Here is a 26,084-nt window from a genome sequence, read left to right on the forward strand (position 1 = left end):
CACGATTGCACATAGAAAAAGGGCGGGGTGATGAACCCCGCCCTTTGATGCTTTAAAATCGTTGTTGCTTACAACAGACCTGCGTAGGCCAATGCTGCGTCAATCTTGGCGCGGGTTGCATCCGAGATTGGCAAAAGGGGCAGGCGAACTTCTTCGCTACACAGGCCCAGTTTGGCCATGCCATATTTGGCACCACACACGCCGGGTTCCGCAAAGATTGCCTGATGCAGAGGCATCAGTTTGTCCTGAATTTCCAGCGCTTTGGCGTAGTCACCTGCAAGGCAAGCCGTTTGCATTTGCGCCAGCAGCGCGGGGGCCACATTGGCAGTTACCGAAATACAGCCGGTGCCACCTTGCGCGTTAAACCCGTGGGCAGTGGCGTCTTCGCCAGAAATCTGGGCGAAACCGGTGCCGCATGTGATGCGTTGCTGGCATACGCGGGCCAGATCGCCAGTTGCGTCTTTCACACCTACGATGTTTTTCAGTTTTGCCAACTCGCCCATAGTGTCAGGCAGCATATCAACAACTGACCGGCCGGGAATATTATAGATCACGATCGGCAAATCGGCACTGTCATGGGCCGCTTTGAAATGCGCAATCAAGCCAGCTTGTGTTGGTTTGTTGTAGTAGGGCGTCACGATCAGCGCACCCTGCGCGCCGACCTTGGCGGCATGCTGCACAAAACGGATGGTTTCTGCCGTGTTGTTTGATCCGGCTCCAGCAATAACCGGCACGCGGCCTGCGGCCTGCGCAACAACGGTTTCGATCACAGCTTCGTGCTCTTCGTGGGTCAGGGTCGGACTTTCGCCCGTGGTTCCAACCGGTACCAAGCCATGGCTACCTTGATCGACTTGCCAATCGACCAAGTGTTTGAGCGTGGTGAAATCCACTGCGCCGTCCTTGAACGGCGTGACCAGGGCTGGCATTGATCCCTTGAACATTTCACGCTCCTATTTTCTGTTCGTACTTTGGGTTCAGGAAGAAATCCGCTGGCTGACAGGATTGTCAGTTGAAGGCCTGTCCGCACGCTATATCTTCCTATACAAGCGTCTATTCCTTCTCATGCCGGAAAATGCAAGCCGATGTCGCGTGTTCTTGTCTCAGGTTTCCTGACACTGTTTCTTTTACTCACCAGCACAGCTGCCTATGCGCAGGACGCGGGGGATTCTTTGGCGCGTGCGATGAAGGCAATGCGTGATGGCAATTGGGCTGCGGCCCGAATCGAAGCGCGCGGCGACGGGCAGGCTTCGCTGGATGTGATTTTATGGCATGCCTTGCGATCTGGTCGCGGCGACGCCGTCGAAGTGCAAGATTTTTTGGCCCGCAATCCCGATTGGCCGGGGTTGCCCTATTTGCGCGAAAAATCCGAACAGGCGATGACTGCCGCATCTAATGCGGATATCCGCGCTTTTTACAGCGAGTATACACCGCGTACCGGTGCGGGGGCATTGTCCCTGGCCAAAGCTTGGTTGGCAGCCGGAGATGAAGGCGCAGCGCAAGCGGAAATCGTCTTGGCATGGCGAACTTTGTCGATGTCGGGTGATGAACGAAAAGCATTTCGGGAGAACTGGGGCGAAGTGCTGCGGGATCATCATGTTGCCCGCTTGGATTATGCCCTTTGGAAAGGCTGGAGCAGCAACGCCGGCGCAATGGTTCCGCTGGTGGATGACGGCTGGCAAGCCTTGGCGGAAGCGCGGATTGCGTTGCGCAATACCTCTGGCGGTGTTGATAGCCTGATTGAAAAAGTGCCCGCGTCGCTGCAAGATCACGCGGGTTTGGCCTATGAGCGGTTCTTGTGGCGGGTCCGCAAACGGCGCAGCGCCGACGCAATCGAGCTGCTCTTAGAGCGGTCCAAAAGCGCGGAAGCACTGGGCGAGCCTTGGGCGTGGGCCCGCGCCCGCCGCAATTTGGCGCGGGAACGGATGCGGGCGGGGGATGCCGCGCAGGCATATCAAATCGCGTCCAACCATTATTTGGTCGAAGGCAGTGATTTTGCTGATTTGGAATGGTTGTCAGGCTTTATCGCTTTGCGATTGTTGAATCAGCCCAAGGTGGCCATGCAGCACTTCAGCAATTTCCGGCGGGCGGTTTGGTCGCCAATTTCCGTTGGCCGTGCGGGCTATTGGTTGGGCCGGGCATTTGAAGAGATGGGGGACACTGCCGCCGCGCAAGAAGCCTATTCCTTGGGCGCGCAGTACCAGACTTCGTTTTACGGCCTTCTGGCGGCTGAACGCGGCGGATTGCCATTTGATAAAACACTGGACGGATCGGCAACGTTGCCGGATTGGCGCGCGGCAGAGTTCACCAAGTCATCCGTTTTCAATGCAGGGATTTTGCTTTTGGTCGCGGGCGAGGCAAATCTTGCCGAGCGGTATTTGACACATCTCGCGGAATCTCTAGACAAGACAGGCATGGCACAGATTGGCCAAATGCTGGGTGATATGCGGCGTCCGCACTTGCAAGTGATGCTGGGCAAGCGGGCTGCGCAGTTTGGACATCAACTGGCCGCACCCTATTACGCGGTTCCCGATCAAATATCGAAGGCAGAATTCCCGGTGCCCAAGGAATTGGTACTGGCGATTTCGCGGCGAGAGTCCGAATTTGATCCGGTTGTCATTTCCGGAGCCGGAGCGCGCGGGTATATGCAGCTGATGCCGGGCACCGCCAAAGAGGTGTCGTCGCAGCTGGGGTTAGTCTATAGCAAAGATAAATTGCTCAGTGATCCGGCATACAATGCGACGCTGGGCTCGGCCTATCTGGCGACCTTGTCCAAGAGGTTTGGAGCGAATGCGGTCATGATGGCCGCGGGGTATAACGCAGGCCCGTCGCGGCCAGACCGTTGGATGAAGCTTTATGGTGATCCACGTGCCGGCGAAGTGGACGTGATCGATTTCATCGAATTCATTCCCTTTGACGAGACGCGCAACTACGTCATGCGGGTCACCGAGAGCCTTCCGGTGTACCGAGCGCGCCTTGGCCAGAATCCGCATCCGGTGCCCTTTTCACAAGAGCTGATCGGGTCAACGCTGCCGGTGCTCACGCCAAAAGGTGAATAGACCGGCCGCGATGATCACTGCAGATCCGACCGCAACATTCGGGCGGATAACCTCGGCGTAAATCGCAACACCAAACGCGCTGGCAAAGGCCAATTGCAGATAAGCAAAGGGTTGCAGGGCGCTGGCTTCGGCGACCTCATAGCATTTTATAAGCAGAAAATGCCCCAAGATGCCTGCACAACTGAGAGCGGTCATCCAGCCCCAATCCGTCGCTGTCATAGGTTCCCAAAACGCCAGTCCGGCAAGAGTTGCGACCACTGCGCCAATGGTGCCGGTCCAGAAAAACGACGTCATAGCGTCGTCGAAACGCGCAACATAGCGGGTCAAAAGCCCGTATAGTGCAAACAGCAAAGCCCCGATCAAGGGTATGATGGCGTAGGGGGAAAAGATGCCGTCTGACGGCTGCAAAACAATGAGAACTCCGACAAAGCCGACACCGATTGCCAGCCAGCGCCGCCATCCGACCTTTTCGCCTAAAACGGGGCCGGACAATCCGGCAATGATCAGGGGATAGCAGATAAAGATCGCGTGACTTTCGACCAACCCCAAATAGACAAAGGACAAAACGGTAACACAGATTTCCAACACCAAAAGAGCACTGCGAAACCCCTGAAGCCATGGTCGTTTGCTTTGGGCGGCTGCACGCAAGCCGCCCGTTTGACGGGCCGCGAAAGCAATAACAAAAGCGGCAAAGAACCAATAGCGGACCATGACCACCATCATCACATTGTAGCTGTCCGCCAAATGGCGCGAGATGCTGTCCTGAACAGCAAAGATGAACATCGTGGCGATCATCAGCCAAATGCCCAAAGTCAGATTTTGCTGTGCCATGTCGGGCCTTTTCTAGAGGGCCTTGGTCGCCCGTGTCATGTGTCTCTTACGGCCGTAGCCGGGTAGGCGCGTGACGTCGAGCCCGGCAGCGACAAGCCCGCGTCGCACATGACCCGCAGCTGTATACGTGGCTGCACTGCCACCGGGGGCCAAATGAGCGGCGACTTCAGCCATCAATTCGGGGGACCACAGTTCAGGGTTTTTAGCCGGAGAGAATCCGTCCAAGAACCATGCATCGGCGTGTTTTTCCCAAGTGGGCAGGGTCTCGCGGGCATCACCCGTCACCATTTCAAAACGTAAGTCGGACAGCTCAAACCGTGTTTCACCCCAGTGCGGGGCCAATTCGGTTGCCAAATCGGCCAGCTCAGGAAACCCGGCTTGGGCACGTATCATTTCTAAGGGTGTTAACGGGAAGGCTTCGAAAGTGGTGAAATGCAATTTTCCAAGAACACCAGCATGGCGCCAAAGTTGCAAGGCTGCCAACAGGTTAAGGCCCGTTCCAAACCCGAGCTCGGCAATATGGAAGCCGTCGCAGAACCGGTCGGGCAGATCATTTCCTTGCAAGAACACATGCCGCGTTTCATCCAACCCATTCTCAAGCGAGAAATAGGGGTCGTCAAAGCGGGTGGAGACGGGCGTTTCGCCGCGCCATTCGAGGCTGCTGTGGTCTGTCATCGGCTTTGTCCTTACACACGAAAGGCACGAATACAGCGAGGTCCAAAAATGACAAGTGTGGATGTAACCGTTCGAGGGGCAGGGATCTTTGGCTTATCGGTGGCTTGGGCCTGCGTTCTGCGCGGAGCAACGGTGCGGGTGGTTGACCCTTATGGTCCGGCCGCGGGGTCTTCTGGCGGGCTGGTTGGCGCGCTTGCCCCGCATGTGCCCGAGAACTGGAACGAGAAAAAGGCCTTTCAGCTCGATAGCTTGCTGATGGCGGGCGCGTATTGGGCGCAGATCGAAGCTGTGGGTGGCGTTTCGGCAGGTTATGGCAGGACTGGACGTTTGCAACCCGTTGCGGATGAGGCCGCGTTGGCATTGGCGCAGGTGCGTGGACGCGGGGCGCAAGAGCTTTGGCAAGGGCGCGCGGTTTGGCAGCTGGTGCGGGTACGGGATGCGGGGGAGTTTGCGCCCGAAAGCCCCAGCGGCTGGTTGATCCACGATACATTGACCGCACGGATGGCCCCACGTCGGGCAGCGGCGGCCTTGGTTGCGGCGTTAACCGCACACGGGGTTGAGATTGTCGAAACGGCGGAGGATATGGGAGCCGTGGTTTGGGCAACCGGTTGGCGCGGTTTGGAAGACTTGTCAGAGCATTTAGGGCGCCCGGTTGGGGGCGGTGTAAAGGGGCAGTCGGCTCATTTTCGATTTGACGCTTCGGAGGCGGCGCAGGTGTTTGTCGGTGGTTTGCATATTATTCCGCACGCAGATGGGACGGTTGCGATTGGATCGACGTCGGAGCGAGAATTTGATGACCCGTCGTCGGTTGATGCACAGTGTGAAACGTTGATTGCCCGTGCGTATGCGGCTTTGCCTGTGCTTGCAGGGGCGGAGGTGATCGGGAGATGGGCCGGAGTGCGGCCAAGGGCGCGGTCACGGGCCCCGTTGCTAGGGGCTTGGCCGGGTCGCGATGGGCATTTTGTGGCCAATGGCGGGTTCAAGATCGGCTTTGGCATGGCCCCCAAAGTGGGGGAGGTAATGGCCGATTTGGTGTTGGACGGGATTGATACTATTCCATCCGGCTTTGGCTTTGAGGCCTGTTTCAAGCGGTAATGGGGACGGACGCTGGGCTGCGCCCTCGCCCCGCCCACCATCCCGCGATATGTGGCGCACAAGAAAGGCCGGAACGTCGAGCGATCCGGCCTTGGATATTGGGCTTGTTTGGGGTCAGTCGAATTTGCGCGACGGGGCCAGCACTTTGGCCTCTCCGATCAGCACCTTTTTGCCATCAACCGAGCAGTGACATTCCAATGTCACGCGGCGTTTTCCGTGGTCAATATCGACCACCTTCACCTCGGCGTAGACCATGTCACCGGGCCGCACAGGCGCAAGAAACTTGAGCGTTTGACCCATGTAGACCGTGCCATGTCCGGGCAATTGTTCGCCAATCACAGCTGAAATCAATCCGGCGGTGAGCATGCCGTGCGCAATGCGGCCTTCAAAGATCGTGTCTTGCGCATAGTCATCGTCCATATGCACTGGATTGTGGTCGGTCGACACCTCAGCGAACATCTCAATATCGCGGTCCGTTACCTGCTTGCGCAAGTATCGCGACATACCCATTTCGATGTCTTCGATGCAGATCGTGCCACGGGGCAAGTTGTCCAACATCTCATCCTCCTTGATGATCCGCCCACCCGCTGCAAAGTAACAAATGGGCGATCTTGTGCTTCGCTTTGAAATTAAATTACTTTGCAGCTGCAGAAAAATCAAGGGGGAATTGTCTTAGCGCAGCATCCCGATGCTGAACTGCGGGTTGATGTTTTCCTTGGCGATATAACTCGTTAGCGCTGCCGGCTCTGGATCGTCGTTGGTTTTTGTTTCAGTTTTGGCCAATCCACCGGTGATAAACAAAGAATCAATGTCTTCGCCCATGGCCCCTAAGATGTCTGTGTGCGGACCGTCGCCAATTGCGAGAATTGCGATATCCGGGATATCCGGTTTGAGTGCGGCCAAACGGCGGCGGGCAAGATCATAGATCGGCGGATGAGGTTTGCCAAAATACAGGCTTTCACCACCCATTTCGGTATAAAGCTGCGCTAGAGCCCCCGCGCACCATTCTCGGGTTTCGCCGCGATCTACGACAAGGTCGGGGTTGGCGCAGAGCAGCTTGAGGCCCTTTTGTTTTGCATACAAGAACTGCGGACGCATGTCCGAAGGGTCGGCTAGGGGGTCGAAAGGGCCGCAGCAAATGATTCCTTCGGCCTCTTCCAAGGCGACCTGCTCAATTTTGATGGGGTTTTCGATCAGAGCCAAAGGATCAAAGAAAGGTTGGTCATGCGGTTGTCCAATGAACCAGACCTTTGATCCGACGGCTCCTTGGAACATGGCTGCGCGCCCACTGTCACCAGAGGTGGCGATATCGTCATAGGCATCTTCGGGGACGTTGAAGCGCGTTAGCTGCTTGGCAACTTCGCTGCGGGACCGCGGGGCATTGGTGACGAGCACGACAATACCGCCCTTTGCGCGGTACGCTTGCAAGGCGGCGACCGCTTCGGGATAAGCCGTCATGCCATTGTGGACACAGCCCCACAGATCGACGAAAAGCGCTTCGTAGCGTTCGGAAATTTCGGACAGTGCAGAAATGATTTGGGTCATGATATCGGGATCACCGCTAAGGAACAGGTGCTTTGGTCATCCCATATCGCGCCCCGTCTGGAAAGGGGCGCGCTGGTAGTATTAGCCTTGTTGCTGAATACGCTCGACGTAAACACGCATTTCTTCGGCTTCTTGGCGGGCTTCGCGCAGCCCGTCCATGGCTGCGGAGAGCTCTGCCTCGGTTTGGGTCAGCTGGTTGGTCAGCTCTGCTTCGCGCTGTTGCAAGTAGGTGATTGCCTGATCGCGGGTTTCTTCCGCTTCATGTAGTTCCTGGCTCATGCGTTCCAGCTGATCCATATCTGCCTGGCTGACGCGGGTAAAGCGATGGACAAGCCAATGGGCGAACCATCCCAGACAGAAAGCCACAAATAGAATTCCGGCCGTTACCATGATGAACTGTGTTCTATCCATCGTCTGTCCCCTCTGCCGGATCTGCTACGGCATCTTCTTCTTTTATATCCTCAGCCGCTTCTTCGGCGGCTGGGTCTTCGTTTTCCGGACCGTCTGCGACAGGGCCTTGTGCTGGCTCTGCGGCGGCGTCCTGATCTGCCTCACCTTCGGGTTTCAGAAGGGTAAAGGTGATCCGGCGGTTGGCTTCGCGGCCTTCTTCTGTACCATTATCGGCGATAGGAGTGGCTTCACCATGTCCGGTCACAGTGTAGGATTTAACTGGGACAAGGCGCCCGCGCAATGCGTCCAATACGGATTGCGCGCGATCCTGACTAAGCTTTTGGTTCATCGATTCGCGGCCTTGGCTATCTGTATGACCGCCAACTTCCAAGGGGATGTCACCGCATTTCTTCAACAGTTCGGCCAGCTCGTCGAGAATGTCCTTGGCTGACGCGTCCAGTGTCGCAGAGCCGGGTTCAAACGAAATCTTCCGGCTGCCGATGATCTCGACGATTTGGGCTTCGCATTCTTCGGGGGTTGGAATGCCCAGCAAAGGATCAAGTCGTTTCACGTACTCAACGTTGATTTCAAACTCGGCTGCGTCGCCAAGTTTTGCGGCCAGTACTTGGGCGATTTCGGCGCGGGCGTCTTGGTTTCCCGTTTTGCCAGCGATTGCGACATTATCCGGCGTGACAGTTACGCTGCCATTGACCAGCGTCGAGAGAACCTCAAGCGCGGCGAGTGTGCGCATCTGCCAATCTCCGGGCAGGCCTTCGGCAACGCGTGCTGCGGTGTAAACATCATCGGAACCAAATCGTGCGCGGGCAAAGCTGTCCATGGTCTGGCGTGCAATTTCGCTGGAAAGCCTGCCGCGCAACTGGACTTTGCCTTCGGGGCTTAGCGTTGCAGTAAATTCGGGCGGGCCCTCGGCGGATTGTTCGGGGGCTTTCGGTAATATGGCACGCAGGGCAAAAACGCTTGGCAGAGCGGTTTCAAGTTCGCCGACGACACGGTCAAAGGCGGCTTGGCTGGTGCCCTCGGGGGCCACCAGCGTGATATCTGCGTTAGAAAACGTAACCGAGGTCCCCTTCAGTTCCGCAAGTTTGGAAATTGCCAGAACGGCGGCATCGGCCCAGCGGCGCGACGGAACGCCAAGGCCCAAGGTGCAGGATGTCTTTGCCGTCAAACCGGCCTCGGATGCGGCACTCAGGATGCGGTCTCGTGCCACTTCGGTATCGGCTGAACAGGTGTCAAAATGCGGGCCGCTGTCGTCGATGATGAACCGCAACGTAAAGGGCGAAATCACCGGGCGCGGAGCGGACAAATCAAGTTCGAGCGTCAACCCGTCGGGTTTGCGGCGCGCCAGACCACTTTCGATCCGGCGGCGATGTTCGTCGGATTCGGCCATCGCCTTGATCGCGACCAGATTCGGGCGCACCGAGATTTGCGAACGCGGCAGGTCGCGCAAGGCTGTCAGGGCGAACTTTAGTGCAAGATCCCAGCCTTCGGGCGCATCATAATCAACAAAGCCCAGCAAATCAGACACTTCTCCGGTGCCGGTAAGTGTCTCAAATCCCTCGATGAGATCGTCGCGACTGGTTGATTTCGGGATCAAGCCGATGGCCGATACGCCTGCATCGTTGCGCAAAATTTCGATCGAGAAATCAGGTGGTGCCAGATCATCTGGTTCTTCAACCAGCATCTGATCGATCACCCGCGTGGCTTCGACAACGCTTCCGGCGGTGCTGAGTGCTTTGAAGCGGGACGCCTCATCGGGGGCGGTGCCGATCAAGAAGACTTGCAATCCGTTGGTGTCGACTTCGGCCCAAGTCAAACCTTCGAGGTCCAGCTTGCCTAAGACTTCGGTCTTGGATGCGGTTTCTATGATGCCAGCTGAAAAATACGCACTGACGAGGCTGACAGCGCCAGCCACGGCAAAGGTCCCGCCAAGGGTAAAGATAGAGGAAAGGCGCATGGGCGCTCCGGTTCCTGATTAGGTGTTGCGCGTTGATACGCAAGGTAAACACATTCCGCAATCAAGCGAATAGGGCAGCGGCGAAAAACAGCACAGGAATGAGGCCTGCTTCACGGTTAGCGCGAAACAATTCTAGTAATCTCGCGTTATCGTCTACTTTTAGGCGTCGCAATTGCCACATCAAATGCCATCCCATGGCCCATGGCCCGACCAGTAGCACTGCCATTTGCAAGATTTCACCATCCGGCGCGGCGGCAATAACGGCCATTCCCATCAAGGCTACGGTTGCGACCATAAACCATGCCAGCCACCGCGGGGTATTGTCCCCGAACAGACGGGCAGTGGATTTCACACCGATCAGCGCATCATCTTCGGTGTCTTGGTGGGCATAGATTGTGTCATAAAACAGCGTCCAAGCCATTCCGGCCAAATACAAAAGCAAGGGGGGCAAAGACAGGCTGCCGGTATGGGCGGTCCATGCCAGCAAGGCCCCCCAATTGAAGGCAATCCCCAAAAACACTTGGGGCCACCAAGTGAACCGCTTGGCAAAGGGGTAGATCGCAACGGGAACCAGCGCGATAACCCCGAGGAAAATCGCCATAGGCGGAAAGGTCAGCAATATCCCGAAACTGACAAGGCATTGAAGAACGGCCCAAGCCAGCGCTTGCTTTACTGTGACTTGCCCCGATGGGATCGGGCGCGATGCCGTGCGTTCCACCTTGCCGTCGAAATCGCGGTCTGTGATGTCGTTCCACGTACAACCTGCACCGCGCATCAAGACTGCGCCGATACCGCAGCCAACTATAATCCACAGATCAAACAACCGCATTTCACCGTCATGCACCATGGCCAGCAGGACGCTCCACCAACAAGGCAGCAGCAACAGCCATGATCCAATCGGGCGATCCGCGCGGCTGAGCCGCAGGTAGGGGCGCAAAAAGGCGGGGGCTTTGGAATCAACCCAATTGCCTGTGACTGCGTCGGAAACCTGACCATCGGCCTCTGGTGTCTGCTCACTGCCGGTCATATGCTGTGCCCTATGAAGTCTAAGATACGCCTGTATGTAGATCACCCGTTGGGGGATGGACAAGCCGTCACGCTGACGCGCGAACAAGCGCATTACCTTTTCGGGGTGATGCGGTTAACTGTGGGCAGTCAAATCGCCATGTTCAACGGAACGGACGGCGAATGGCTGGCCGATATTACCCAAGCCGGCAAACGCGGTGGCGAAGTGTTTTGTGGTCAGCAAAGCGCGCCTTTGCGGATGCCGCCGGATGTATGGCTGTGCTTTGCGCCGATCAAAAAGGCACGTATCCAATATATTGTCGAAAAAGCCGTGGAAATGGGCGTTCGGCGGATCGTGCCCATGATGACCGAATACACCAATTCTGAGCGCATCCGGCCTGAACGTTTGCAGGCCCACGCCATCGAAGCAGCAGAGCAGTGCGGGGCAACCTATGTGCCGCAGGTGGCCCCGTTGGTGCGATTTGATGCCCTTTTGGCCACGATGAAGGATCGGCACCTGTTGTTTTGTGATGAAGCCGAGGCTGGCGAGGCGCGCGGTTTCGAAAAAGCCAGGGTGTCCGAAGCAGATCCGTGGAGCATCCTAATCGGCCCGGAAGGCGGTTTTTCCCCCGATGAACGCGCCAAATTGCAGAACCTTCCCAATACCCAAACCCTGAGCCTTGGGCCGCGCATCCTGCGGGCCGAAACGGCGGCTGTCGCAGCGCTGACGCTTTGGCAAATGCAATTTGGAGACTGGACGTAGGCGGGGCGGCCATCGACGTTCATCGGTGTTTCGCAGCCGAGAAGCCCAAGCCGGTATCGGCTTTGCGACAGCAAGGGTTGCAGAATTTCCCATCGCCCCGATATGCAAGAGAGACAGTTTTTCGCCCAACAGCACCGGAGCGCCGCCATGAGCCTGATCCGACCAGAAGCCATCCAAATTTTTGCCCGTTGGCATGAGGCCTTCATCGGGGCTTTGGTTCTGATTGTGGGTCTGTATTGGGGGCTGTTTACCGGTGGGGGTCTTTTGCACTGGATCGGTTACGGGGTGGCTATTTGTGGTACGATCTTGTTGGTGACCGGATTGCAACGTGGGCGATTTCGGGTTGGCGGCGGCGGGCAGGGCGTAGTGTCCTTGGTCGAGGGGCGTGTGACATACTACGGTCCAATTGGCGGCGGCGCGATTGATCTCAATGATCTCAGTCAGTTATCGATCATTCGCAGCGCAAATCCACCGCATTGGTGCCTTGAACAAACGGGTTTGCCGCCATTGACGATTCCTTTGGACGCCGAAGGTGCCGATCTGTTGTTTGACGCCTTTGCCCATCTGCCGGATTTGCAGACCGAGCGCATGTTGCGACAAATGCAAAGCCCCGGCGATCACGCAACCGTCATCTGGCGCAAGCCATCTGTGCGCTCCAGCACTGTTCGGTTGCATTGACACGGTGCATTTTTGCGCCCATGCCTTGGGACCACGCGGCAACCAAACATGCGGAGAGCCCATGTCCATTCCCCAATCCGGCGGCGGTCCGATCGAACGTCACGAACAACTTGCTGAATATCTGTCTTCTGGCTGCAAGCCCAAAGAAGACTGGCGTATCGGCACCGAGCACGAGAAATTCGGGTATTGCCGCGATACGCTGAAACCACTGCCGTATGAGGGCAAGCGGTCAATCAAAGGGGTTCTGGACGCGCTGCGTGACGCGCATGGATGGACCCCGATTGCCGAGGGTGGCAATATTATCGGTCTCGAAAAAGACGGCGCGAATATTTCGCTGGAACCGGGCGGCCAATTGGAACTGTCTGGCGCACCGCTTGAGACAATTCACCAGACCTGCGACGAAGTGAATTCGCATCTGACGGATGTTAAGGATATTGCCGATAAACTGGGCGTAAGCTTTATCGGTCTTGGGGCTGCCCCGATTTGGACGCACGATGAAATGCCGATGATGCCCAAGGGGCGTTACCGGTTGATGAACTCTTATATGGACAAGGTCGGAACCATGGGGAAATCCATGATGTACCGGACCTGTACCGTGCAGGTGAACCTCGATTTCTCAAGCGAAGCTGACATGGTGCAAAAGATGCGGGTTGCGCTGGCTTTGCAGCCGGTCGCCACGGCGTTGTTTGCCAATTCGCCCTTCTTTGAGGGCAAACCAAACGGTCACAAAAGCTGGCGCTCGCGGATTTGGCGCGATCTGGATGCCTCGCGGACCGGCATGATCCCCTTTGTATTTGACGAAGGTTTCGGGTTTGATGCCTGGGTTGAATATATGCTCGATGTGCCGATGTATTTTGTCTATCGCGACGGGCAGTACATTGATGCGCTGGGCCAATCCTTTCGCGATTTCATGAAGGGGCAATTGCCCGCGTTGCCGGGTGAAACACCCACGCTAAGCGATTGGGCAGATCACCTGACCACAGTGTTTCCCGAGGCGCGGGTGAAGAAGTTCATCGAAATGCGCGGCGCGGACGGTGGACCTTGGCGGCGGCTATGTGCGCTTCCTGCTTTCTGGGTTGGTTTGACCTATGATCAATCTGCTTTGGATGCTGCTTGGGATTTGGCCAAAGGCTGGGATGCCGAAACCCGCGAAGAGTTGCGTGTGGCCGCGTCGGTTCATGGGCTTCAGGCCGAAGTCAACGGTATCAAAATGCATGATTTGGCACGCGAAGTTGTGGCCATTGCCGACAGCGGTTTAAAAGCACGGGCAATGCCCGGTGCTGGTGGATTGGTCCCTGATGAGACACATTTCCTGAATGCGCTGAAGGAATCTCTCGAATCTGGTCAGGTTCCGGCGGATGAGCTTCTTGAGCATTACCATGGTGATTGGAACGGCGACTTGACCAAGATTTATGGTGAGTATTCTTACTAAACACCGCTGCCGGGTTTTTCTGAATGCGCTTCGATAGAAAACTGGATATTTCAAAGGCCCCAAGTTGTTGGGGCCTTTTTGATTTAGTAGCCCAAAGCACAGCCGTCTTTGCGTGGATCAGAGGCACCTTCTAACACCCCATTGTCGCGGATATGGATTGCTTGCCCCCCACCGAGCGGGCTGTCTGGCGTTATGACGTCGTGGCCTTTGGCGGTGAGTTCGGCCCGCACTGTATCGCCGTAACCACGCTCCAGTTTGAGGTATCCATTGTCGAAGAAACTGCGCGGTGCATCCACGGCTGTTTGCAAATCCATGCTGTAATCTGTCAGATTGGTGACAAAGCGAGCATGACCGTTTGGCTGGTACTGTCCGCCCATAACGCCGAAAGGCATGGTCACGCGTCCGTGGTCGCGCAGCATCGCCGGGATGATAGTATGCATCGGTCGCTTGCCGCCTTTTAGTTCGTTAGGGTGTCCTTCCGTTAATGAAAAACCGGCACCTCGGTTCTGAAACAGGACGGAAAACTTCTCGGAGGCGATGCCAGAACCGAATCCGTGAAAGATCGAATAGATCAACGAGACGGCCATGCGGTCGCGATCTACGACGGTGATGTAAATCGTGTCTTTGTGAACCGCTTCGCTGGTGGCTGGCGCATTGGGCAAGGCCCGGTTCGGATCAATCAATGCGGCCAAACTTGCCGCTGTTTGAGCGGACAAAAGATGATCTAGCCGAGGCATCCAATCGGGATCAGCCAGAAACCGGTTTCGCGCATCATATGCCAGTTTGGCGGCCTCGGCTTCAATATGCACACGCATCGCTCCCAATGGGTCAAGGCTGGGCAGATCAAAATGGCTGAGGATATTCAGCATCAAATGGGCAATGATGCCTTGGCCATTTGGCGGATGTTCCAATAGATCGCGGCCTTTGTAGAGGCCGCAGATCGGAGTGCTTATGCTGCAAGCGGTATTGGCAAAGTCTTCGGCGCAGTGCAAACCGCCTGCTGCGTTGAGCGCCGCCAGCATATCTTCTGCCGCTTCACCGGAATAAAAGGCGTCGCGCCCGTCTTTGGCGATGTTTCGCAGCAATTGGGCTTGTTTCGGCAGAGCGAAAAGATCCCCGATTTGAGGGCATAATCCACCTTGCAAAAAATCCACGCAGGCGGTGCCTTGCAACTTTGCCGAACCCGGCCCCCAATCAAAGGCGACCCGCGGTGCAACTGGAACCCCATGCTCCATATAATGGATGGCGGGGGCCAAACTGTCTGCTAGACCCAGTTTACCCCACTTGTCCGACATGGTGCAAAACGCGTCGATTGCACCGGGGATGGTAACGGCATGGGCGCTGTGAACGGGCATCATCGAATGTCCCGCTTCGCGGAGTGCGCGCGCACTGGCCCCTGCTGGCGCGCGGCCTGATCCATTTACAGCAACAACCTCGGCGCTGCTGCTCGGGGCAATCAAAGCAAAACAGTCGCCGCCAATCCCGGTCATTTGCGGTTCCGCGACGCCAAGCAAAACCGCCCCCGCAATGGCCGCGTCCATGGCGTTTCCGCCTTGTTTCAGAATATCAACCGCTACTTGGGCTGCAAGCGGGTGGGAGGTGGCACACATACCGTTTGTGGCATAGACCGCAGATCGGCCGGGGCATTGAAAATCGCGCATTGAAACCTTCGTTTGGTTCGTTCGAACCGAACAATAAGAGCCGAAAGGCCAAGGTCAACGATGTTGGTAAAATCGGCTGCATAGTCCTCGGCACCGCGCACTGGGTGGGGGCTGTAACACGCGGTCCCGAGGGAAGCCTATGCAGCTACAATACTTGATATGGCGGTGCATTGCGGTCGGAATGTGACGTGCGCGGGGTAAGTTTCGGGCAGTAAAACGTTTATTAAAATTGAAGACTTTTGGGCGGCCAGTGAATCCAGCTGCGCAGCCAGTATTTGGGGGAACAAACTGCATTTGTCTCGGTGCTGCGCACTGGGCGGGGGCTGTACTACGCAGCACCGAGAGAAGCTTATGCAGCTACAAATACGCTTGTGACAGGGGGCCAAGGCGAGAATGTGTCCAGCTTCGGGCTTCTTTGCGGTTCTTTGAACCAAGCATTTTACCTGACAGGCTGTGGTACCAACAAAAACACCGCCCCTGTTCAGGAGCGGTTTAATTATGCGGTTCAATTATGTGGTAGTCCTCGGCGTAGCGCACTGGGTGGGGGCTATAACGCGCCACGCCGAGGGAAGCTATATGCAGCTACAAGATCAGTGTGCCCTTGAAATCTGCCTGCATTGTGACGCAGGTCAGGTGTTTTTACGGCGCAGATCGCGTTTTGCCGGTTACTTTTAAGTCGAACGCCTGTTTTCAGCGGTTCGCGGAGGACACTTTTGCCAGACGAGTATTCGAACCATCCAATAGCTCCGTCAGCCCTTCGGAAGAATTTGGATAGGCATCTCAAGATCAAGGTGGTTCTCCGTGCCCCGGCGCTCATAGACAAGACGATCGCTTAGGCTATGAATCAAGTTCCAGCCAAATCCGCCTTCAGGCAGCAATTGTGTCTCTACGTCCAGATTGGCGGGGTTGCCTGCGGGCAGTGCGCCATCTGGCATAGCCGCACCTGAATCAATGAACTTGGCGGTCAGATGGAGGTCACTGAAATGCAAGTTCAACTTGATTTCGCCGTCCGGACTGTCGCCATAGGCGTGCTCAACAATATTGTTGAGCACTTCTGCAACGACCAGTTCCCACATGTCACCGGGACATATGTGAAGACCGTTCTCGTTAAGGTCGGACCTTAAGGATGTGAGCGTATTGCGCACGTTTTCCGGAGTGCTAAAAAGCACATACCGGAGCGTCGTAGCGCCTTGTTCGCCTGAGTTTATTGCCATCCAACGATCTCCGAGCCGGACTAATGCATCAAGCACTTTGCGCCTGAGCGGACTGTGCTGAATCGTGAATAGTGAAAATCGAGTCCATTCGCGTCATACGGAAAACTTTGTCGACGGTAGGGGTTAGACCAGCCAATTCCAGTTTCCCATCGGCTGGCATTAATTTCATTGCGGCAACGATGGATCCAAGGCCGCTTGAGTCAATGAAATCAACTTTGTGTAGATCCAACACCATGCGGCCACTGAAATTTGCCATTTGTTCGCGCATTTTATCCTTGAAGGAAATCGCAATGGCAGCATCAATCCGCTCTGCATCAACCGTGACAACGCTCAGGTTACCGTCTTCTTGAATCGTAAATTCCATACCAGCCTCTTAGGTGAACTCCGTCAAAGACTAGACGGCATTCCTTACCATTCGGTATGCAGGTGCTGACAATTGGAGGAATCGAAATGCAAGACGTCGTCATCACCGGAGCAGCCCGTACGCCAATGGGCGGGTTTCAAGGGGCTTTTTCGGGCGAAGAAGCGGCCAAGCTGGGGGGGAGCGCAATCAAAGCAGCGTTAGACCAGGCGGCGAATCCCCAGGTGGATGAGGTTCTGATGGGCTGTGTTTTGCCGGCCGGCCAAGGTCAGGCACCAGCGCGCCAAGCCGGTTTTGCGGCGGGTTTGGGCGAAGAAGTCCCTGCTACGACGCTCAATAAGATGTGTGGATCTGGTATGCGGGCCGCAATGTTTGCGTTTGACCGTTTGGCATTGGGCCACGCTGATACCATTGTGGCTGGCGGTATGGAATCGATGACCAACGCACCGTATTTATTGCCTAAAATGCGCGATGGTGCCCGGATTGGCCACAGTCAGGTGATCGACCACATGTTTCTCGATGGTCTGGAAGATGCCTATGACAAAGGCCGTTTGATGGGCACCTTTGCCGAAGATTGTGCCGAGGCGTTTCAATTCACCCGCGAAGCTCAAGATGACTATGCTTTGGCGTCGCTATCGAGGGCGCTTGAGGCACAAAATTCGGGCGCATTTAAAGCAGAAATCGCGGCTGTCACACTCAAGACCCGCAAAGGTGATGTGGTTGTGGCCGAGGATGAGCAGCCCGGAAAAGCCCGACCAGATAAAATCCCGCAGCTGAAACCTGCCTTTCGCAAGGAAGGCACCGTTACTGCGGCCAACTCTTCTTCGATCTCGGACGGGGCTGCAGCCTTGGTGATGACCACTGCTGCGGCGGCTCAGGCCAATGGCTCGGCAGTGCGCGCCCGTGTTTTAGGCCATGCGAGCCATGCACATGCCCCGAACCTATTTCCGACCGCCCCCGTTCCGGCTGCAAAAAAGTTGTTGGACCGTTTGGGTTGGGCTGTGGAGGACGTTGATTTGTGGGAAGTGAACGAGGCCTTCGCTGTTGTGCCGATGGCCTTCATGCATGAAATGGGAATCAGCCATGACAAGGTGAATGTGAATGGCGGGGCCTGTGCATTGGGTCATCCCATCGGAGCGTCGGGTGCGCGAATCATGGTGACGCTGCTGAACGCTTTGGAAACACGCGGGCTGAAACGTGGTGTGGCCGCGATTTGCATCGGTGGTGGTGAAGGCACTGCGATTGCCATCGAACGCAGCTAAAATCTAAGCCCTTTTTTACAATTTGCCGTCGCCGCCCCTGACTTTGATCGGGGGCGGTTTTTCTACGCCCGCTTTCGCTGGTTCAAATGTGCCATACCGTTCAGAGTGCAAAATGCGAGTTCCGTGAAAAAATGCTTTGAAATTTCATTCATTCGTGTCACCGTGAAATTTGACGGAATTTTTTCACGGCTCGGGACATGGATCAGACACACAGACACAGCACCACCCTTGGCGTTGACATACGTGCCCTGCGGCGCGCGCGCGGGCTTACGCTTCAGCAGTTGGCGGATGCGCTTGGCCGGTCAGTCGGATGGCTTAGCCAGGTCGAGCGGGATCTGTCCGAACCGGGGATTGATGACCTTCGGGCGTTGGCGAAAACGCTGGATGTCTCGATCTCCACTCTGTTTTCAAACGCCCCATCTCCGGCCCACGAAGCCGGGCGCATTGTCCGGTCTGAGGCGCGTCGGCCGATCGGTCCCGGCGACGTCGGGCTGCGCGAAGAACTGCTGTCGCCGGATCTGACCGATGACTTCGAGATGGTGCATTCGACCTTTTTGCCAGGGGCTTCCTTGCCGGAAACCGTCACCCGCCCGACGCAGGAAGTCGGCTATCTGATCGCTGGTCAGCTGGACATCGAGATCGGTGGCCATTTGTTTACCCTGCAACCCGGTGACAGTTTTCGCATCAAGGGCGAACCGTTTCGCTGGGCCAATCCCTATAAGGCCACCGCACTCGCCGTTTGGGTGATTGCCCCGCCTGTTTACTAAACCCGATGGCAAAGGAGAAACACATGCTCACAGGACGCTGTCTTTGCGGATCGGTCACATTTGAAACCGAAGCCCCGCCGAAAGGGGCCAGCGTCTGCCATTGCGGCCAATGCCGGCGGCAATCTGGCCATCTGTGGGCATCGGCCTATGTGCCCAAGACCGAACTGACCATCACCGGCAAAGTCACATGGTTCGAAGCCAGCGAAACCGCGAAACGCGGGTTTTGCCCAACCTGCGGCAGCTTTTTGTTCTGGCATGCACCGGCGGAAGACACGGTTAGTTTTGCCTTGGGGGCTGTTGACGCTCCGACCGGCATCCATCTGGAAAAACACATCTTTGTTGCCTCAAAGGGCGACTATTACGACATCTCAGACGCCCTTAAACAAAGGGACTAAGGAAGGACCGAAATGAGTGATTTCCCAACAAAGGCCCGTGTGGTCATTATTGGCGGCGGCGCTGTGGGCGTGTCGACCCTGTTTCATCTGGCCAAGGCTGGGTGGGCCGATTGTGTCCTGCTGGAAAAGAACGAATTGACGGCGGGCTCCACATGGCACGCAGCGGGCAACTGTCCGAACTTTTCGGGGTCTTGGGCGATCATGAACATGCAGCGTTATTCGCTGGAAATGTATCGGACGCTGGCAGAAGATGTTGATTACCCGATGAACTATCACGTCACAGGTGCGCTGCGTCTGGGGCATACCAAAGAACGTATGCAAGAATTCGAGCGTGTGGCATCAATGGGCCGTTATCAAGGGCTCCAGCTGGATATGCTCACGCCTGAGCAGCTTAAGGAATACTATCCCTTCTTGGAAACCCATGATTTGGCGGGCGGTCTTTGGGATCCGCTGGACGGTGATATTGATCCGGCGCAATTGACCCAAGCCATGGCCAAAGGCGCTCGCGATTTGGGGGCTAGTATCCAGCGGTTCTGCCCCGCAACCGGTGTGACCCAGAACGAAGATGACACATGGATTGTACACACCGAAAAGGGCGACATCGCCTGTGACTATGTCGTCAACTGCGGCGGTTATTATGCAGCCCGGATCGGCGAGTGGTTCAAACCATTCGGGGGTCGCGACGTGCCCATGGTGGTCATGTCTCACCAGTACTTCTTGACTGAAGAAATCCCCGAGATTGAAGCTTGGACCAAGGAGAATGGTAAAAAGCTGCCGATGATCCGCGACGTCGACAGCTCTTATTATCTACGACAAGATAAAAACGGTTTGAACCTCGGCCCGTATGAGCGGAACTGTAAGGCGCATTGGGTCACCGAAGACGATCCGATGCCGCATGACTTCAGCTTTCAGCTGTATCCGGATGATCTGGAACGTCTGGAATGGTATATCGAAGATGCGATGGAACGCGTGCCGGTTCTGGGCACCGCAGGTGTCGGGCGCAATATCAACGGCCCGATCCCTTATGCCCCTGACGGTCTGCCATTGATGGGCCCCATGCCGGGCGTCAAAAACGCGTTTGAGGCGCACAGCTTTACCTTCGGCATCGTGCAGGCGGGCGGCGCTGGCAAGGTGATGGCGGAATGGATCACCACGGGTGAAACCGAATGGGACATGTGGGCGGTTGATGCCCGCCGCTACACTGAACATGCGGATTTTGAGTTTTGCTATGCGAAGGCAATGGAAACCTATGGCCACGAATACGCCATGCATTTCCCGCACCACCAATGGCCTGCCGGACGAAACAAAAAGCTGTCCCCGAACCATGATCGATTGATTGCAGACGGTGGCCAAATGGGCGCGTTCAACGGTTGGGAACGGGCATGCTGGTTTGCCAAAGACGGCGACGATACCTCTGAGGCGGGCACCGAAACATGGTCGCGCGATGGGTCATGGACAGCGCGGGTCAAAGACGAAGTCGAAGCCGTTCGCGATGGTGTGGGCGTCATCGACATGTGCGGCTTTTCTCGCTTTACCCTGAAAGGCGAGGGCGCGGCAGAATGGTTGCGGACCCAAGTTGCAGGCGCACTGCCCAAGGCGGGCCGGATGAACCTGATTTACTTTTCCGACAATCGCGGGCGGATCGTGACCGAAATGTCCTGTATCCGTCATGGTGAAGATGATTTCACGCTTATGACGGCTTCTGTGGCGCAATGGCATGACTTTGAACTGCTGTGGCGCAACCTGCCTGATGGTCTTGAACTCGCAGACATCTCGCGTGATTTTACAACCTTGTTGGTCACCGGCCCCCAATCGCGTGATCTTTTGGCTGGCATGTCCGATGCTGATCTGGCCGCTGGCTGGCTTAGTCTTCAAACGGCTGTTGTGGCCGGTCATGAGGCGGCATTAACGCGGGTTTCGTTTGCCGGTGAATTGGGTTGGGAAGTTCACGTTCCGACCGCCAATGCGGCAGAGGTCTATACGGCCATTCGCGATGCCGGTGCCACGCCATTCGGTATGTTTGCGCTCGACAGTATGCGAATCGAAAAAGGCTACCGGACGTGGAAAGGTGATCTATCCACCGATTACACCATGTTCGAAGGTGGTCTTGGCCGCTTTGTCCGTCTGAACAAAGCGCAAGACTTCCCTGGCAAGGCGGCCTTGCAGGTTGAGGCGCAGACAGGCCCCAAAAAGACCTTTGTGACCATGATCGTGGACGCCCCAGAGGCCGACGCGCCGTATATGTCAACAGTTTGGCACGACGGCAAAGTTGTTGGGGAAACCACGTCGGGAAACTATGGTTATCGGGTGAATGCTTCAATCGCTTTGGGGGTGATCCGCACCGAATTGGCGGTTCCCGGCACCGAGCTGGAAATCGACATTTTCGGCAAAATGTGCCGCGCGGTTGTTCAAGAAGACAAGCCGCTTTGGGATCCTGAAAACGAAAGGTTGCGTGCTTAAACTCTGCGGGCGTAAAGACCAAGCAAGGCTGGGTATCCGGCCTTGCAACCCCAACAAAGCGAGGGCTTTGAAATGACACAGATCACACTTTTGGATGGCGGAATGGGCCAGGAATTGGTGCACAGGGCCGGCGATCGCCCGACGCCGCTTTGGTCGACGCAGGTAATGCAAGATCATCCTGGTTTGGTGCGCGCTGTGCATAGTGATTATTTCGAAGCCGGAGCCACTGTTGCGACCACCAACACCTATGCCATTTTGCGTGATCGTTTGGTTGCTGCCGGTCTGGAAGCCCAATTCGAAGCCCTGCATCAATTGGCACTTTCAGAGGCTGAACAAGCCCGAGACGCCCACGGAACAGGGCGGATCGCAGGGGCAATCGGCCCTTTGGGGGCCAGCTACCGGCCCGATTTGCACCCCGATCCGGCGCAAGCAGTTCCGCTTTATGCCGAAATCGCTCAAATTCTTGCACCGCATGTTGATGTGATTTTGTGTGAAACCGTGGTGTCATTGGCGCATGTCAAATCGGTTTTAGCCGGAGCCTTGACCGCTGGAAAACCCGTTTGGATTGCGGTTTCTGTGGATGACACAGATGGCAGCTTGTTGCGGTCCGGTGAAAAACTGGCGGATGCGATACCTTTGCTGGACGGAGCTGATGCCGTTCTGGCCAATTGCTCGGCCCCTGAGGCGATGCCCGCCGCTTTGGAGCAGCTTGCTCTCTCTGGGTTGCCATTTGGGGCCTATGCCAATGGCTTTACCATGATTTCCCAAGACTTTTTAGAAGACAGCCCAACCGTCGATTCCCTATCAGCCCGTCAGGATATGGGCCCCGATGCCTATGCCGATCACGTTATGGCTTGGGTCGAAATGGGCGCGACTATTGTTGGCGGATGTTGTGAAACCGGTCCGGCGCATATTGCCGAAATCGCACGCCGCCTTCGCGCCAAAGGGTATGAAATCGTATGACTGTATCTGACCACCGGAAAACTTGGCATGTCGATATTCTGGTCGCTGATGGTTTTGTTCTGACCGAACTGGCAGGCATTGTAGATGCGATGCGCGTTGCAAATCGGGTTGCAGCCTTTCCGCCGTTTACTTGGACGTACCGGTCGGCAAACCGCAAAGTTATAGGTAGCAGCCCCGAAGTTTCGATCGAGGCGGAACCTTTTGTCGAAAAGCCGGACGCCAATTACGCGTTTGTATTGGGAAATGTCGATGCGGATTGCCGCGCGCTGTCGATGGGACCGCAGATCGACAAGTATACTTTTCGGGGATGTCAGGTCTTTTTGCTATCCGAAGCCGCAAGCCGCTATATCAAAGAAAGGCGCTCCGACGGGGTTCGTATGTCAACCCACTGGGAAAACTCGGATATCTTGCGTGAGCGGTCCAGCATGTTCGAAGCGGACCATGCCATTGCCACAGAAGACGGGCTGGTTGTAACTTGCGCTGGAATGGGGGTCACGGTTGACGTGATGCTGGCCGTGTTGCGCCGCCACATTTCCGCGCCCAACCTTGCCACGGTGTCCGACGTTCTGCTGCATGAGAAAATTCGCGATTTCGCCACCAGACAACCTTTGGGCGGGGCGCGCAGTTCCGGTTCTGGCGATCGGGAATTGGATCAGAGTTTGCAAATCATGCAGGCCAATATCGAAGACCCTGTGCCGATTTCCGAATTGGTCACTGCCTTGGGCATTTCAAGCCGGTCGCTGGAACGCAAGTTTCACGCCCATTTGAACACCACACCTAACACCTATTATCGCGAATTGCGGTTGGCCCGTGCGAATAATTTGCTGCTCAACACCAATATGAGTGTGCGCGAAGTTGGTCTTGCCTGCGGGTTCCCCAGCGGGTTTTCCGGTCTCTACAAGAGCTTTTTTGGAATCACCCCATTTGCGCTCCGCAAGGAACGCCGCAATCAATCCGGCAAGGGGCAAGACTCTCAAGAATCCGATGAAAAGTGACGGATTCCATACATTTAGAACTTGGCTTTCGTGCCACTGTTTATCAAATCAATGACACTTCTCGGAGACTGTGTGCGCATGAGCAATCTTCCTTCAAAGGCCCGTGTGGTCATAATCGGTGGTGGTGTGATCGGCTGTTCGGTGGCTTACCATTTGACAAAAAAAGGCTGGAACGACGTGGTGCTGCTGGAACGCAAGCAACTGACTTCGGGCACCACATGGCACGCCGCCGGTTTGATCGCGCAACTGCGCGCCACCAAGAATATGACCAAACTCGCGAAGTATAGCCAAGAGCTGTACGGCACACTTGAAGAAGAAACCGGCGTCGCCACGGGGTTCAAACGGGTGGGATCAATCACGGTTGCATTGACCGAAGAGCGCCGCGAAGAGATCTACCGCCAGGCGGCCATGGCCCGATCTTTTGGCGTTGAAGTCGAAGAAATCAGCAACGAACGCGTGCAAGAATTGTATCCGCATATCAACCTCGATGGCATCAAGGGGGCAGTGTATCTGCCGCTGGACGGGCAGGGCGATCCTGGCAATATCGCCCATGCCTTGGCCAAAGGTGCACGGCAACGCGGTGCCTTGGTCAGGGAGCGTATCAAGGTCACCGAAATCGTCAAGGATGGCCGAACAGTTACAGGTGTGAATTGGGCCTCTGATGACGGCAGCGAAACCGGTCATATCGCATGCGATATGGTTGTGAACTGCGCGGGAATGTGGGGCCATGAAGTCGGCAAAATGGCAGGTGTGAACGTGCCCTTGCAGGCCTGCGAACACTTCTACATCGTGACCGAAAACATCCAGGGCATGACCCAACTGCCGGTGCTTCGGGTACCGGATGAATACGCCTACTACAAGGAAGACGCAGGGAAAATCCTGCTAGGGGCCTTTGAGCCCGAGTCGAAGCCTTGGGCGATGGAGGGCATTCCGGACAGCTTTGAGTTTGACCAGCTACAAGAAGACTTTGACCATTTTGAACCGATCCTTGAAAAGGCGGTCGAGCGGGTTCCCCTGCTGGCAGAAGCCGGTATTCATACCTTCTTTAATGGTCCCGAAAGCTTCACGCCTGACGATGCCTATCACCTTGGTCTTGCGCCCGAAATGGACAATGTCTGGGTCGCAGCAGGTTTCAATTCGATCGGGATTCAGTCGGCAGGCGGTGCGGGTATGGCGCTGGCGGACTGGATGGACAGCGGCGAAAAGCCCTTTGATCTGGGCGACGTTGATATCAGCCGGATGCAGCCGTTCCAAGGCAACAAGCAATACCTGATTGAACGCTCCAAGGAAACGCTTGGCCTGCTTTATGCGGATCATTTCCCGTACCGGCAAAAGGCCACTGCACGGGGCGTGCGACGGACCCCTTTCCATCAACATCTGCTGGATCAAGGTGCAGTGATGGGCGAGTTGGCCGGTTGGGAACGTGCCAACTGGTTCGCCAATGAGGGGCAGGACCCCGCATATGAATACACTTGGAAGCGTCAGAACTGGTTTGAAAATAGCGCCGCAGAACATCGCGCTATTCGCGAAAACGTCGGCATGTACGATATGTCGTCTTTTGGTAAAATCCGCGTCGAAGGGCCAGATGCACAAGCCTTTATGAACTATATTGGCGGCGGCGATTATGCTGTGGATGCGGGCAAGATTGTCTACACCCAATTTTTGAACCGCACCGGCGGGATAGAGGCGGATGTCACCGTCACCCGCCTGTCCGAAACGGCTTATCTGGTGGTCACGCCAGCGGCAACGCGACTGGCGGATCAGACCTGGATGATGCGCCAAAAAGGCAATTTCAACGTCGTCATCACCGATGTCACGGCAGGCGAGGGCGTGTTGGCCGTGATGGGCCCCAATGCGCGCAAGTTGCTGCAAGCGGTGTCACCCGCCACCTTCACCAATGATGTGAACCCCTTTGGCACGGCGCAGAATATCGAGATCGGCATGGGCCTCGCACGGGCACACCGCGTGACTTATGTGGGTGAATTGGGGTGGGAGCTGTATGTTTCCTCGGACATGGCGGGGCATGTGTTTGAAACACTGCATGAAGCGGGACAGGATATGGGGCTGAAACTGTGCGGGATGCACATGATGGACAGCGCTCGCATGGAAAAAGGCTTTCGCCACTTTGGCCATGATATCACCTGCGAAGATCACGTTGTGGACGCCGGACTTGGCTTTGCGGTCAAAGTCGACAAGGGAAGCGATTTCATTGGCCGCGAGGCGGTGATTGCTCGCAAAGAAACCGGTCCGCAAAACCGGTTGGTTCAATTTCGCCTGACCGACCCTGAACCCATGCTGTACCATAACGAACCGGTGCTGCGCGACGGAGAGATCGTCGGCTATCTGTCTTCGGGCAACTATGGACACACTTTGGGTGGGGCTATGGGCCTTGGCTATGTGCCTTGCGCCGGTGAAAAAGCGGCGGATGTCTTGGCGTCCAGCTACGAGATTGACGTCATGGGAACACGGGTAAAAGCCGAAGCATCGCTCAAGCCGATGTATGACCCTAAATCGGAACGCGTGAAGGTTTAATCGCGCAACGCCAGTTGTTTAATAGCCCT

23 protein-coding genes are annotated in these 26,084 nt (G+C 56.2%); 12 read left to right on the forward strand and 11 right to left on the reverse strand.

Annotation, left to right across the window (positions count from 1 at the left end; all coding sequences use genetic code 11):
• Nucleotides 1-68 precede the first annotated feature (68 nt).
• On the reverse strand, nt 69-941 hold the full coding sequence (dapA, locus tag C8N36_RS10375; RefSeq protein ID WP_097803596.1) for a 4-hydroxy-tetrahydrodipicolinate synthase: 873 nt from the start codon (nt 939-941) through the stop codon (nt 69-71).
• Between the two features lie 141 nt (nt 942-1,082).
• Between dapA and C8N36_RS10380 the strand changes: the two genes are divergently transcribed.
• On the forward strand, nt 1,083-3,056 hold the full coding sequence (locus C8N36_RS10380) for a lytic transglycosylase domain-containing protein (RefSeq protein ID WP_097803595.1): 1,974 nt from the start codon (nt 1,083-1,085) through the stop codon (nt 3,054-3,056).
• Here the strand turns inward: C8N36_RS10380 and C8N36_RS10385 are convergent.
• Nucleotides 3,021-3,887 carry a DMT family transporter gene (locus C8N36_RS10385; protein ID WP_097803594.1) on the reverse strand — a complete coding sequence of 289 codons (867 nt, stop codon included), beginning with the start codon at nt 3,885-3,887 and terminating at the stop codon, nt 3,021-3,023. The two genes, C8N36_RS10380 and C8N36_RS10385, sit on opposite strands and share 36 nt — an antisense overlap.
• Nucleotides 3,888-3,899: 12 nt before the next feature.
• Nucleotides 3,900-4,562: a tRNA (5-methylaminomethyl-2-thiouridine)(34)-methyltransferase MnmC2 gene (gene mnmC2, locus C8N36_RS10390; RefSeq protein ID WP_097803593.1), complete on the reverse strand. Its 663-nt coding sequence runs from the start codon at nt 4,560-4,562 to the stop codon at nt 3,900-3,902.
• A gap of 48 nt (nt 4,563-4,610) precedes the next feature.
• Here mnmC2 and C8N36_RS10395 point away from each other — a divergent pair, with 48 nt between their 5' ends.
• A complete protein-coding gene (locus tag C8N36_RS10395) occupies nt 4,611-5,657 on the forward strand; it encodes an NAD(P)/FAD-dependent oxidoreductase (protein ID WP_097803592.1) in 1,047 nt (348 codons plus the stop codon).
• A gap of 114 nt (nt 5,658-5,771) precedes the next feature.
• Here C8N36_RS10395 and C8N36_RS10400 read toward each other — a convergent pair whose 3' ends face one another.
• The 5 genes from C8N36_RS10400 to ubiA all read right to left on the reverse strand — a co-directional run bounded on the left by C8N36_RS10400 (nt 5,772) and on the right by ubiA (nt 10,594).
• Nucleotides 5,772-6,215, reverse strand: coding sequence for a MaoC family dehydratase (locus C8N36_RS10400; protein WP_097803591.1), 444 nt, complete (start codon nt 6,213-6,215; stop codon nt 5,772-5,774).
• A gap of 114 nt (nt 6,216-6,329) precedes the next feature.
• Nucleotides 6,330-7,202 carry a TIGR01459 family HAD-type hydrolase gene (locus C8N36_RS10405; protein WP_097803590.1) on the reverse strand — a complete coding sequence of 291 codons (873 nt, stop codon included), beginning with the start codon at nt 7,200-7,202 and terminating at the stop codon, nt 6,330-6,332.
• Nucleotides 7,203-7,283: 81 nt separating this feature from the next.
• On the reverse strand, nt 7,284-7,613 hold the full coding sequence (locus tag C8N36_RS10410) for a hypothetical protein (protein ID WP_097803589.1): 330 nt from the start codon (nt 7,611-7,613) through the stop codon (nt 7,284-7,286).
• The gene (locus tag C8N36_RS10415) at nt 7,606-9,567 is read right to left on the reverse strand and encodes an OmpA family protein (protein ID WP_097803588.1); all 1,962 of its coding nucleotides are present in this window, start codon (nt 9,565-9,567) and stop codon (nt 7,606-7,608) included. Before C8N36_RS10415 ends, C8N36_RS10410 begins: the two co-directional genes overlap by 8 nt.
• 61 nt (nt 9,568-9,628) lie before the next feature.
• A complete protein-coding gene (gene ubiA, locus C8N36_RS10420) occupies nt 9,629-10,594 on the reverse strand; it encodes a 4-hydroxybenzoate octaprenyltransferase (RefSeq protein ID WP_097803587.1) in 966 nt (321 codons plus the stop codon).
• 12 nt (nt 10,595-10,606) lie between these two features.
• Here ubiA and C8N36_RS10425 point away from each other — a divergent pair, with 12 nt between their 5' ends.
• The 3 genes from C8N36_RS10425 to C8N36_RS10435 all read left to right on the forward strand — a co-directional run bounded on the left by C8N36_RS10425 (nt 10,607) and on the right by C8N36_RS10435 (nt 13,445).
• Nucleotides 10,607-11,335, forward strand: a complete 729-nt coding sequence (locus C8N36_RS10425) for a 16S rRNA (uracil(1498)-N(3))-methyltransferase (RefSeq protein WP_097803586.1) — start codon at nt 10,607-10,609, stop codon at nt 11,333-11,335.
• 147 nt (nt 11,336-11,482) lie between these two features.
• A complete protein-coding gene (locus tag C8N36_RS10430; protein ID WP_097803585.1) occupies nt 11,483-12,013 on the forward strand; it encodes a hypothetical protein in 531 nt (176 codons plus the stop codon).
• A gap of 61 nt (nt 12,014-12,074) precedes the next feature.
• Nucleotides 12,075-13,445, forward strand: coding sequence for a glutamate--cysteine ligase (locus C8N36_RS10435; RefSeq protein WP_097803584.1), 1,371 nt, complete (start codon nt 12,075-12,077; stop codon nt 13,443-13,445).
• Nucleotides 13,446-13,528: 83 nt separating this feature from the next.
• On the opposite strand, the gene C8N36_RS10440 is transcribed toward C8N36_RS10435, so the two are convergent.
• The 3 genes from C8N36_RS10440 to C8N36_RS10450 all read right to left on the reverse strand — a co-directional run bounded on the left by C8N36_RS10440 (nt 13,529) and on the right by C8N36_RS10450 (nt 16,684).
• Complete coding sequence (locus C8N36_RS10440; protein WP_097803583.1) at nt 13,529-15,106, reverse strand: gamma-glutamyltransferase family protein; 1,578 nt, start codon at nt 15,104-15,106, stop codon at nt 13,529-13,531.
• A 749-nt stretch (nt 15,107-15,855) separates the two neighbouring features.
• Entirely contained in the window at nt 15,856-16,320 is a 465-nt protein-coding gene (locus C8N36_RS10445; RefSeq protein WP_110767885.1) for an ATP-binding protein, read from the reverse strand.
• 28 nt (nt 16,321-16,348) lie between these two features.
• On the reverse strand, nt 16,349-16,684 hold the full coding sequence (locus C8N36_RS10450) for an STAS domain-containing protein (RefSeq protein WP_097803581.1): 336 nt from the start codon (nt 16,682-16,684) through the stop codon (nt 16,349-16,351).
• Nucleotides 16,685-16,770: 86 nt separating this feature from the next.
• Here C8N36_RS10450 and C8N36_RS10455 point away from each other — a divergent pair, with 86 nt between their 5' ends.
• The 7 genes from C8N36_RS10455 to C8N36_RS10485 all read left to right on the forward strand — a co-directional run bounded on the left by C8N36_RS10455 (nt 16,771) and on the right by C8N36_RS10485 (nt 26,055).
• Nucleotides 16,771-17,943 carry an acetyl-CoA C-acyltransferase gene (locus tag C8N36_RS10455; protein ID WP_097803810.1) on the forward strand — a complete coding sequence of 391 codons (1,173 nt, stop codon included), beginning with the start codon at nt 16,771-16,773 and terminating at the stop codon, nt 17,941-17,943.
• A gap of 197 nt (nt 17,944-18,140) precedes the next feature.
• Complete coding sequence (locus C8N36_RS10460) at nt 18,141-18,710, forward strand: helix-turn-helix domain-containing protein (RefSeq protein WP_097803580.1); 570 nt, start codon at nt 18,141-18,143, stop codon at nt 18,708-18,710.
• A gap of 23 nt (nt 18,711-18,733) precedes the next feature.
• A complete protein-coding gene (locus tag C8N36_RS10465; RefSeq protein ID WP_097803809.1) occupies nt 18,734-19,105 on the forward strand; it encodes a GFA family protein in 372 nt (123 codons plus the stop codon).
• Between the two features lie 12 nt (nt 19,106-19,117).
• On the forward strand, nt 19,118-21,565 hold the full coding sequence (locus tag C8N36_RS10470; RefSeq protein ID WP_097803579.1) for a GcvT family protein: 2,448 nt from the start codon (nt 19,118-19,120) through the stop codon (nt 21,563-21,565).
• Nucleotides 21,566-21,637: 72 nt separating this feature from the next.
• Nucleotides 21,638-22,528, forward strand: a complete 891-nt coding sequence (locus C8N36_RS10475; RefSeq protein WP_097803578.1) for a homocysteine S-methyltransferase family protein — start codon at nt 21,638-21,640, stop codon at nt 22,526-22,528.
• Complete coding sequence (locus tag C8N36_RS10480) at nt 22,525-23,523, forward strand: GlxA family transcriptional regulator (protein ID WP_097803577.1); 999 nt, start codon at nt 22,525-22,527, stop codon at nt 23,521-23,523. The genes C8N36_RS10475 and C8N36_RS10480 overlap by 4 nt, the downstream gene beginning before the upstream one ends.
• Before the next feature lie 78 nt (nt 23,524-23,601).
• On the forward strand, nt 23,602-26,055 hold the full coding sequence (locus C8N36_RS10485) for a GcvT family protein (RefSeq protein WP_097803576.1): 2,454 nt from the start codon (nt 23,602-23,604) through the stop codon (nt 26,053-26,055).
• Nucleotides 26,056-26,084: the final 29 nt, after the last annotated feature.

The sequence above is a fragment of the Pelagimonas varians genome (genome assembly GCF_003208435.1).
Taxonomy (GTDB): domain Bacteria; phylum Pseudomonadota; class Alphaproteobacteria; order Rhodobacterales; family Rhodobacteraceae; genus Pelagimonas; species Pelagimonas varians.

What these genes read in the sequence shown, in the direction of transcription:
- dapA (WP_097803596.1), bottom strand. Translation starts at nt 941, where the DNA reads ATGTTCAAGGGATCAATGCCAGCCCTGGTCACGCCGTTCAAGGACGGC.
- C8N36_RS10380 (WP_097803595.1), top strand. Translation starts at nt 1,083, where the DNA reads ATGTCGCGTGTTCTTGTCTCAGGTTTCCTGACACTGTTTCTTTTACTC.
- C8N36_RS10385 (WP_097803594.1), bottom strand. Translation starts at nt 3,887, where the DNA reads ATGGCACAGCAAAATCTGACTTTGGGCATTTGGCTGATGATCGCCACG.
- mnmC2 (WP_097803593.1), bottom strand. Translation starts at nt 4,562, where the DNA reads ATGACAGACCACAGCAGCCTCGAATGGCGCGGCGAAACGCCCGTCTCC.
- C8N36_RS10395 (WP_097803592.1), top strand. Translation starts at nt 4,611, where the DNA reads ATGACAAGTGTGGATGTAACCGTTCGAGGGGCAGGGATCTTTGGCTTA.
- C8N36_RS10400 (WP_097803591.1), bottom strand. Translation starts at nt 6,215, where the DNA reads ATGTTGGACAACTTGCCCCGTGGCACGATCTGCATCGAAGACATCGAA.
- C8N36_RS10405 (WP_097803590.1), bottom strand. Translation starts at nt 7,202, where the DNA reads ATGACCCAAATCATTTCTGCACTGTCCGAAATTTCCGAACGCTACGAA.
- C8N36_RS10410 (WP_097803589.1), bottom strand. Translation starts at nt 7,613, where the DNA reads ATGGATAGAACACAGTTCATCATGGTAACGGCCGGAATTCTATTTGTG.
- C8N36_RS10415 (WP_097803588.1), bottom strand. Translation starts at nt 9,567, where the DNA reads ATGCGCCTTTCCTCTATCTTTACCCTTGGCGGGACCTTTGCCGTGGCT.
- ubiA (WP_097803587.1), bottom strand. Translation starts at nt 10,594, where the DNA reads ATGACCGGCAGTGAGCAGACACCAGAGGCCGATGGTCAGGTTTCCGAC.
- C8N36_RS10425 (WP_097803586.1), top strand. Translation starts at nt 10,607, where the DNA reads ATGAAGTCTAAGATACGCCTGTATGTAGATCACCCGTTGGGGGATGGA.
- C8N36_RS10430 (WP_097803585.1), top strand. Translation starts at nt 11,483, where the DNA reads ATGAGCCTGATCCGACCAGAAGCCATCCAAATTTTTGCCCGTTGGCAT.
- C8N36_RS10435 (WP_097803584.1), top strand. Translation starts at nt 12,075, where the DNA reads ATGTCCATTCCCCAATCCGGCGGCGGTCCGATCGAACGTCACGAACAA.
- C8N36_RS10440 (WP_097803583.1), bottom strand. Translation starts at nt 15,106, where the DNA reads ATGCGCGATTTTCAATGCCCCGGCCGATCTGCGGTCTATGCCACAAAC.
- C8N36_RS10445 (WP_110767885.1), bottom strand. Translation starts at nt 16,320, where the DNA reads ATGGCAATAAACTCAGGCGAACAAGGCGCTACGACGCTCCGGTATGTG.
- C8N36_RS10450 (WP_097803581.1), bottom strand. Translation starts at nt 16,684, where the DNA reads ATGGAATTTACGATTCAAGAAGACGGTAACCTGAGCGTTGTCACGGTT.
- C8N36_RS10455 (WP_097803810.1), top strand. Translation starts at nt 16,771, where the DNA reads ATGCAAGACGTCGTCATCACCGGAGCAGCCCGTACGCCAATGGGCGGG.
- C8N36_RS10460 (WP_097803580.1), top strand. Translation starts at nt 18,141, where the DNA reads ATGGATCAGACACACAGACACAGCACCACCCTTGGCGTTGACATACGT.
- C8N36_RS10465 (WP_097803809.1), top strand. Translation starts at nt 18,734, where the DNA reads ATGCTCACAGGACGCTGTCTTTGCGGATCGGTCACATTTGAAACCGAA.
- C8N36_RS10470 (WP_097803579.1), top strand. Translation starts at nt 19,118, where the DNA reads ATGAGTGATTTCCCAACAAAGGCCCGTGTGGTCATTATTGGCGGCGGC.
- C8N36_RS10475 (WP_097803578.1), top strand. Translation starts at nt 21,638, where the DNA reads ATGACACAGATCACACTTTTGGATGGCGGAATGGGCCAGGAATTGGTG.
- C8N36_RS10480 (WP_097803577.1), top strand. Translation starts at nt 22,525, where the DNA reads ATGACTGTATCTGACCACCGGAAAACTTGGCATGTCGATATTCTGGTC.
- C8N36_RS10485 (WP_097803576.1), top strand. Translation starts at nt 23,602, where the DNA reads ATGAGCAATCTTCCTTCAAAGGCCCGTGTGGTCATAATCGGTGGTGGT.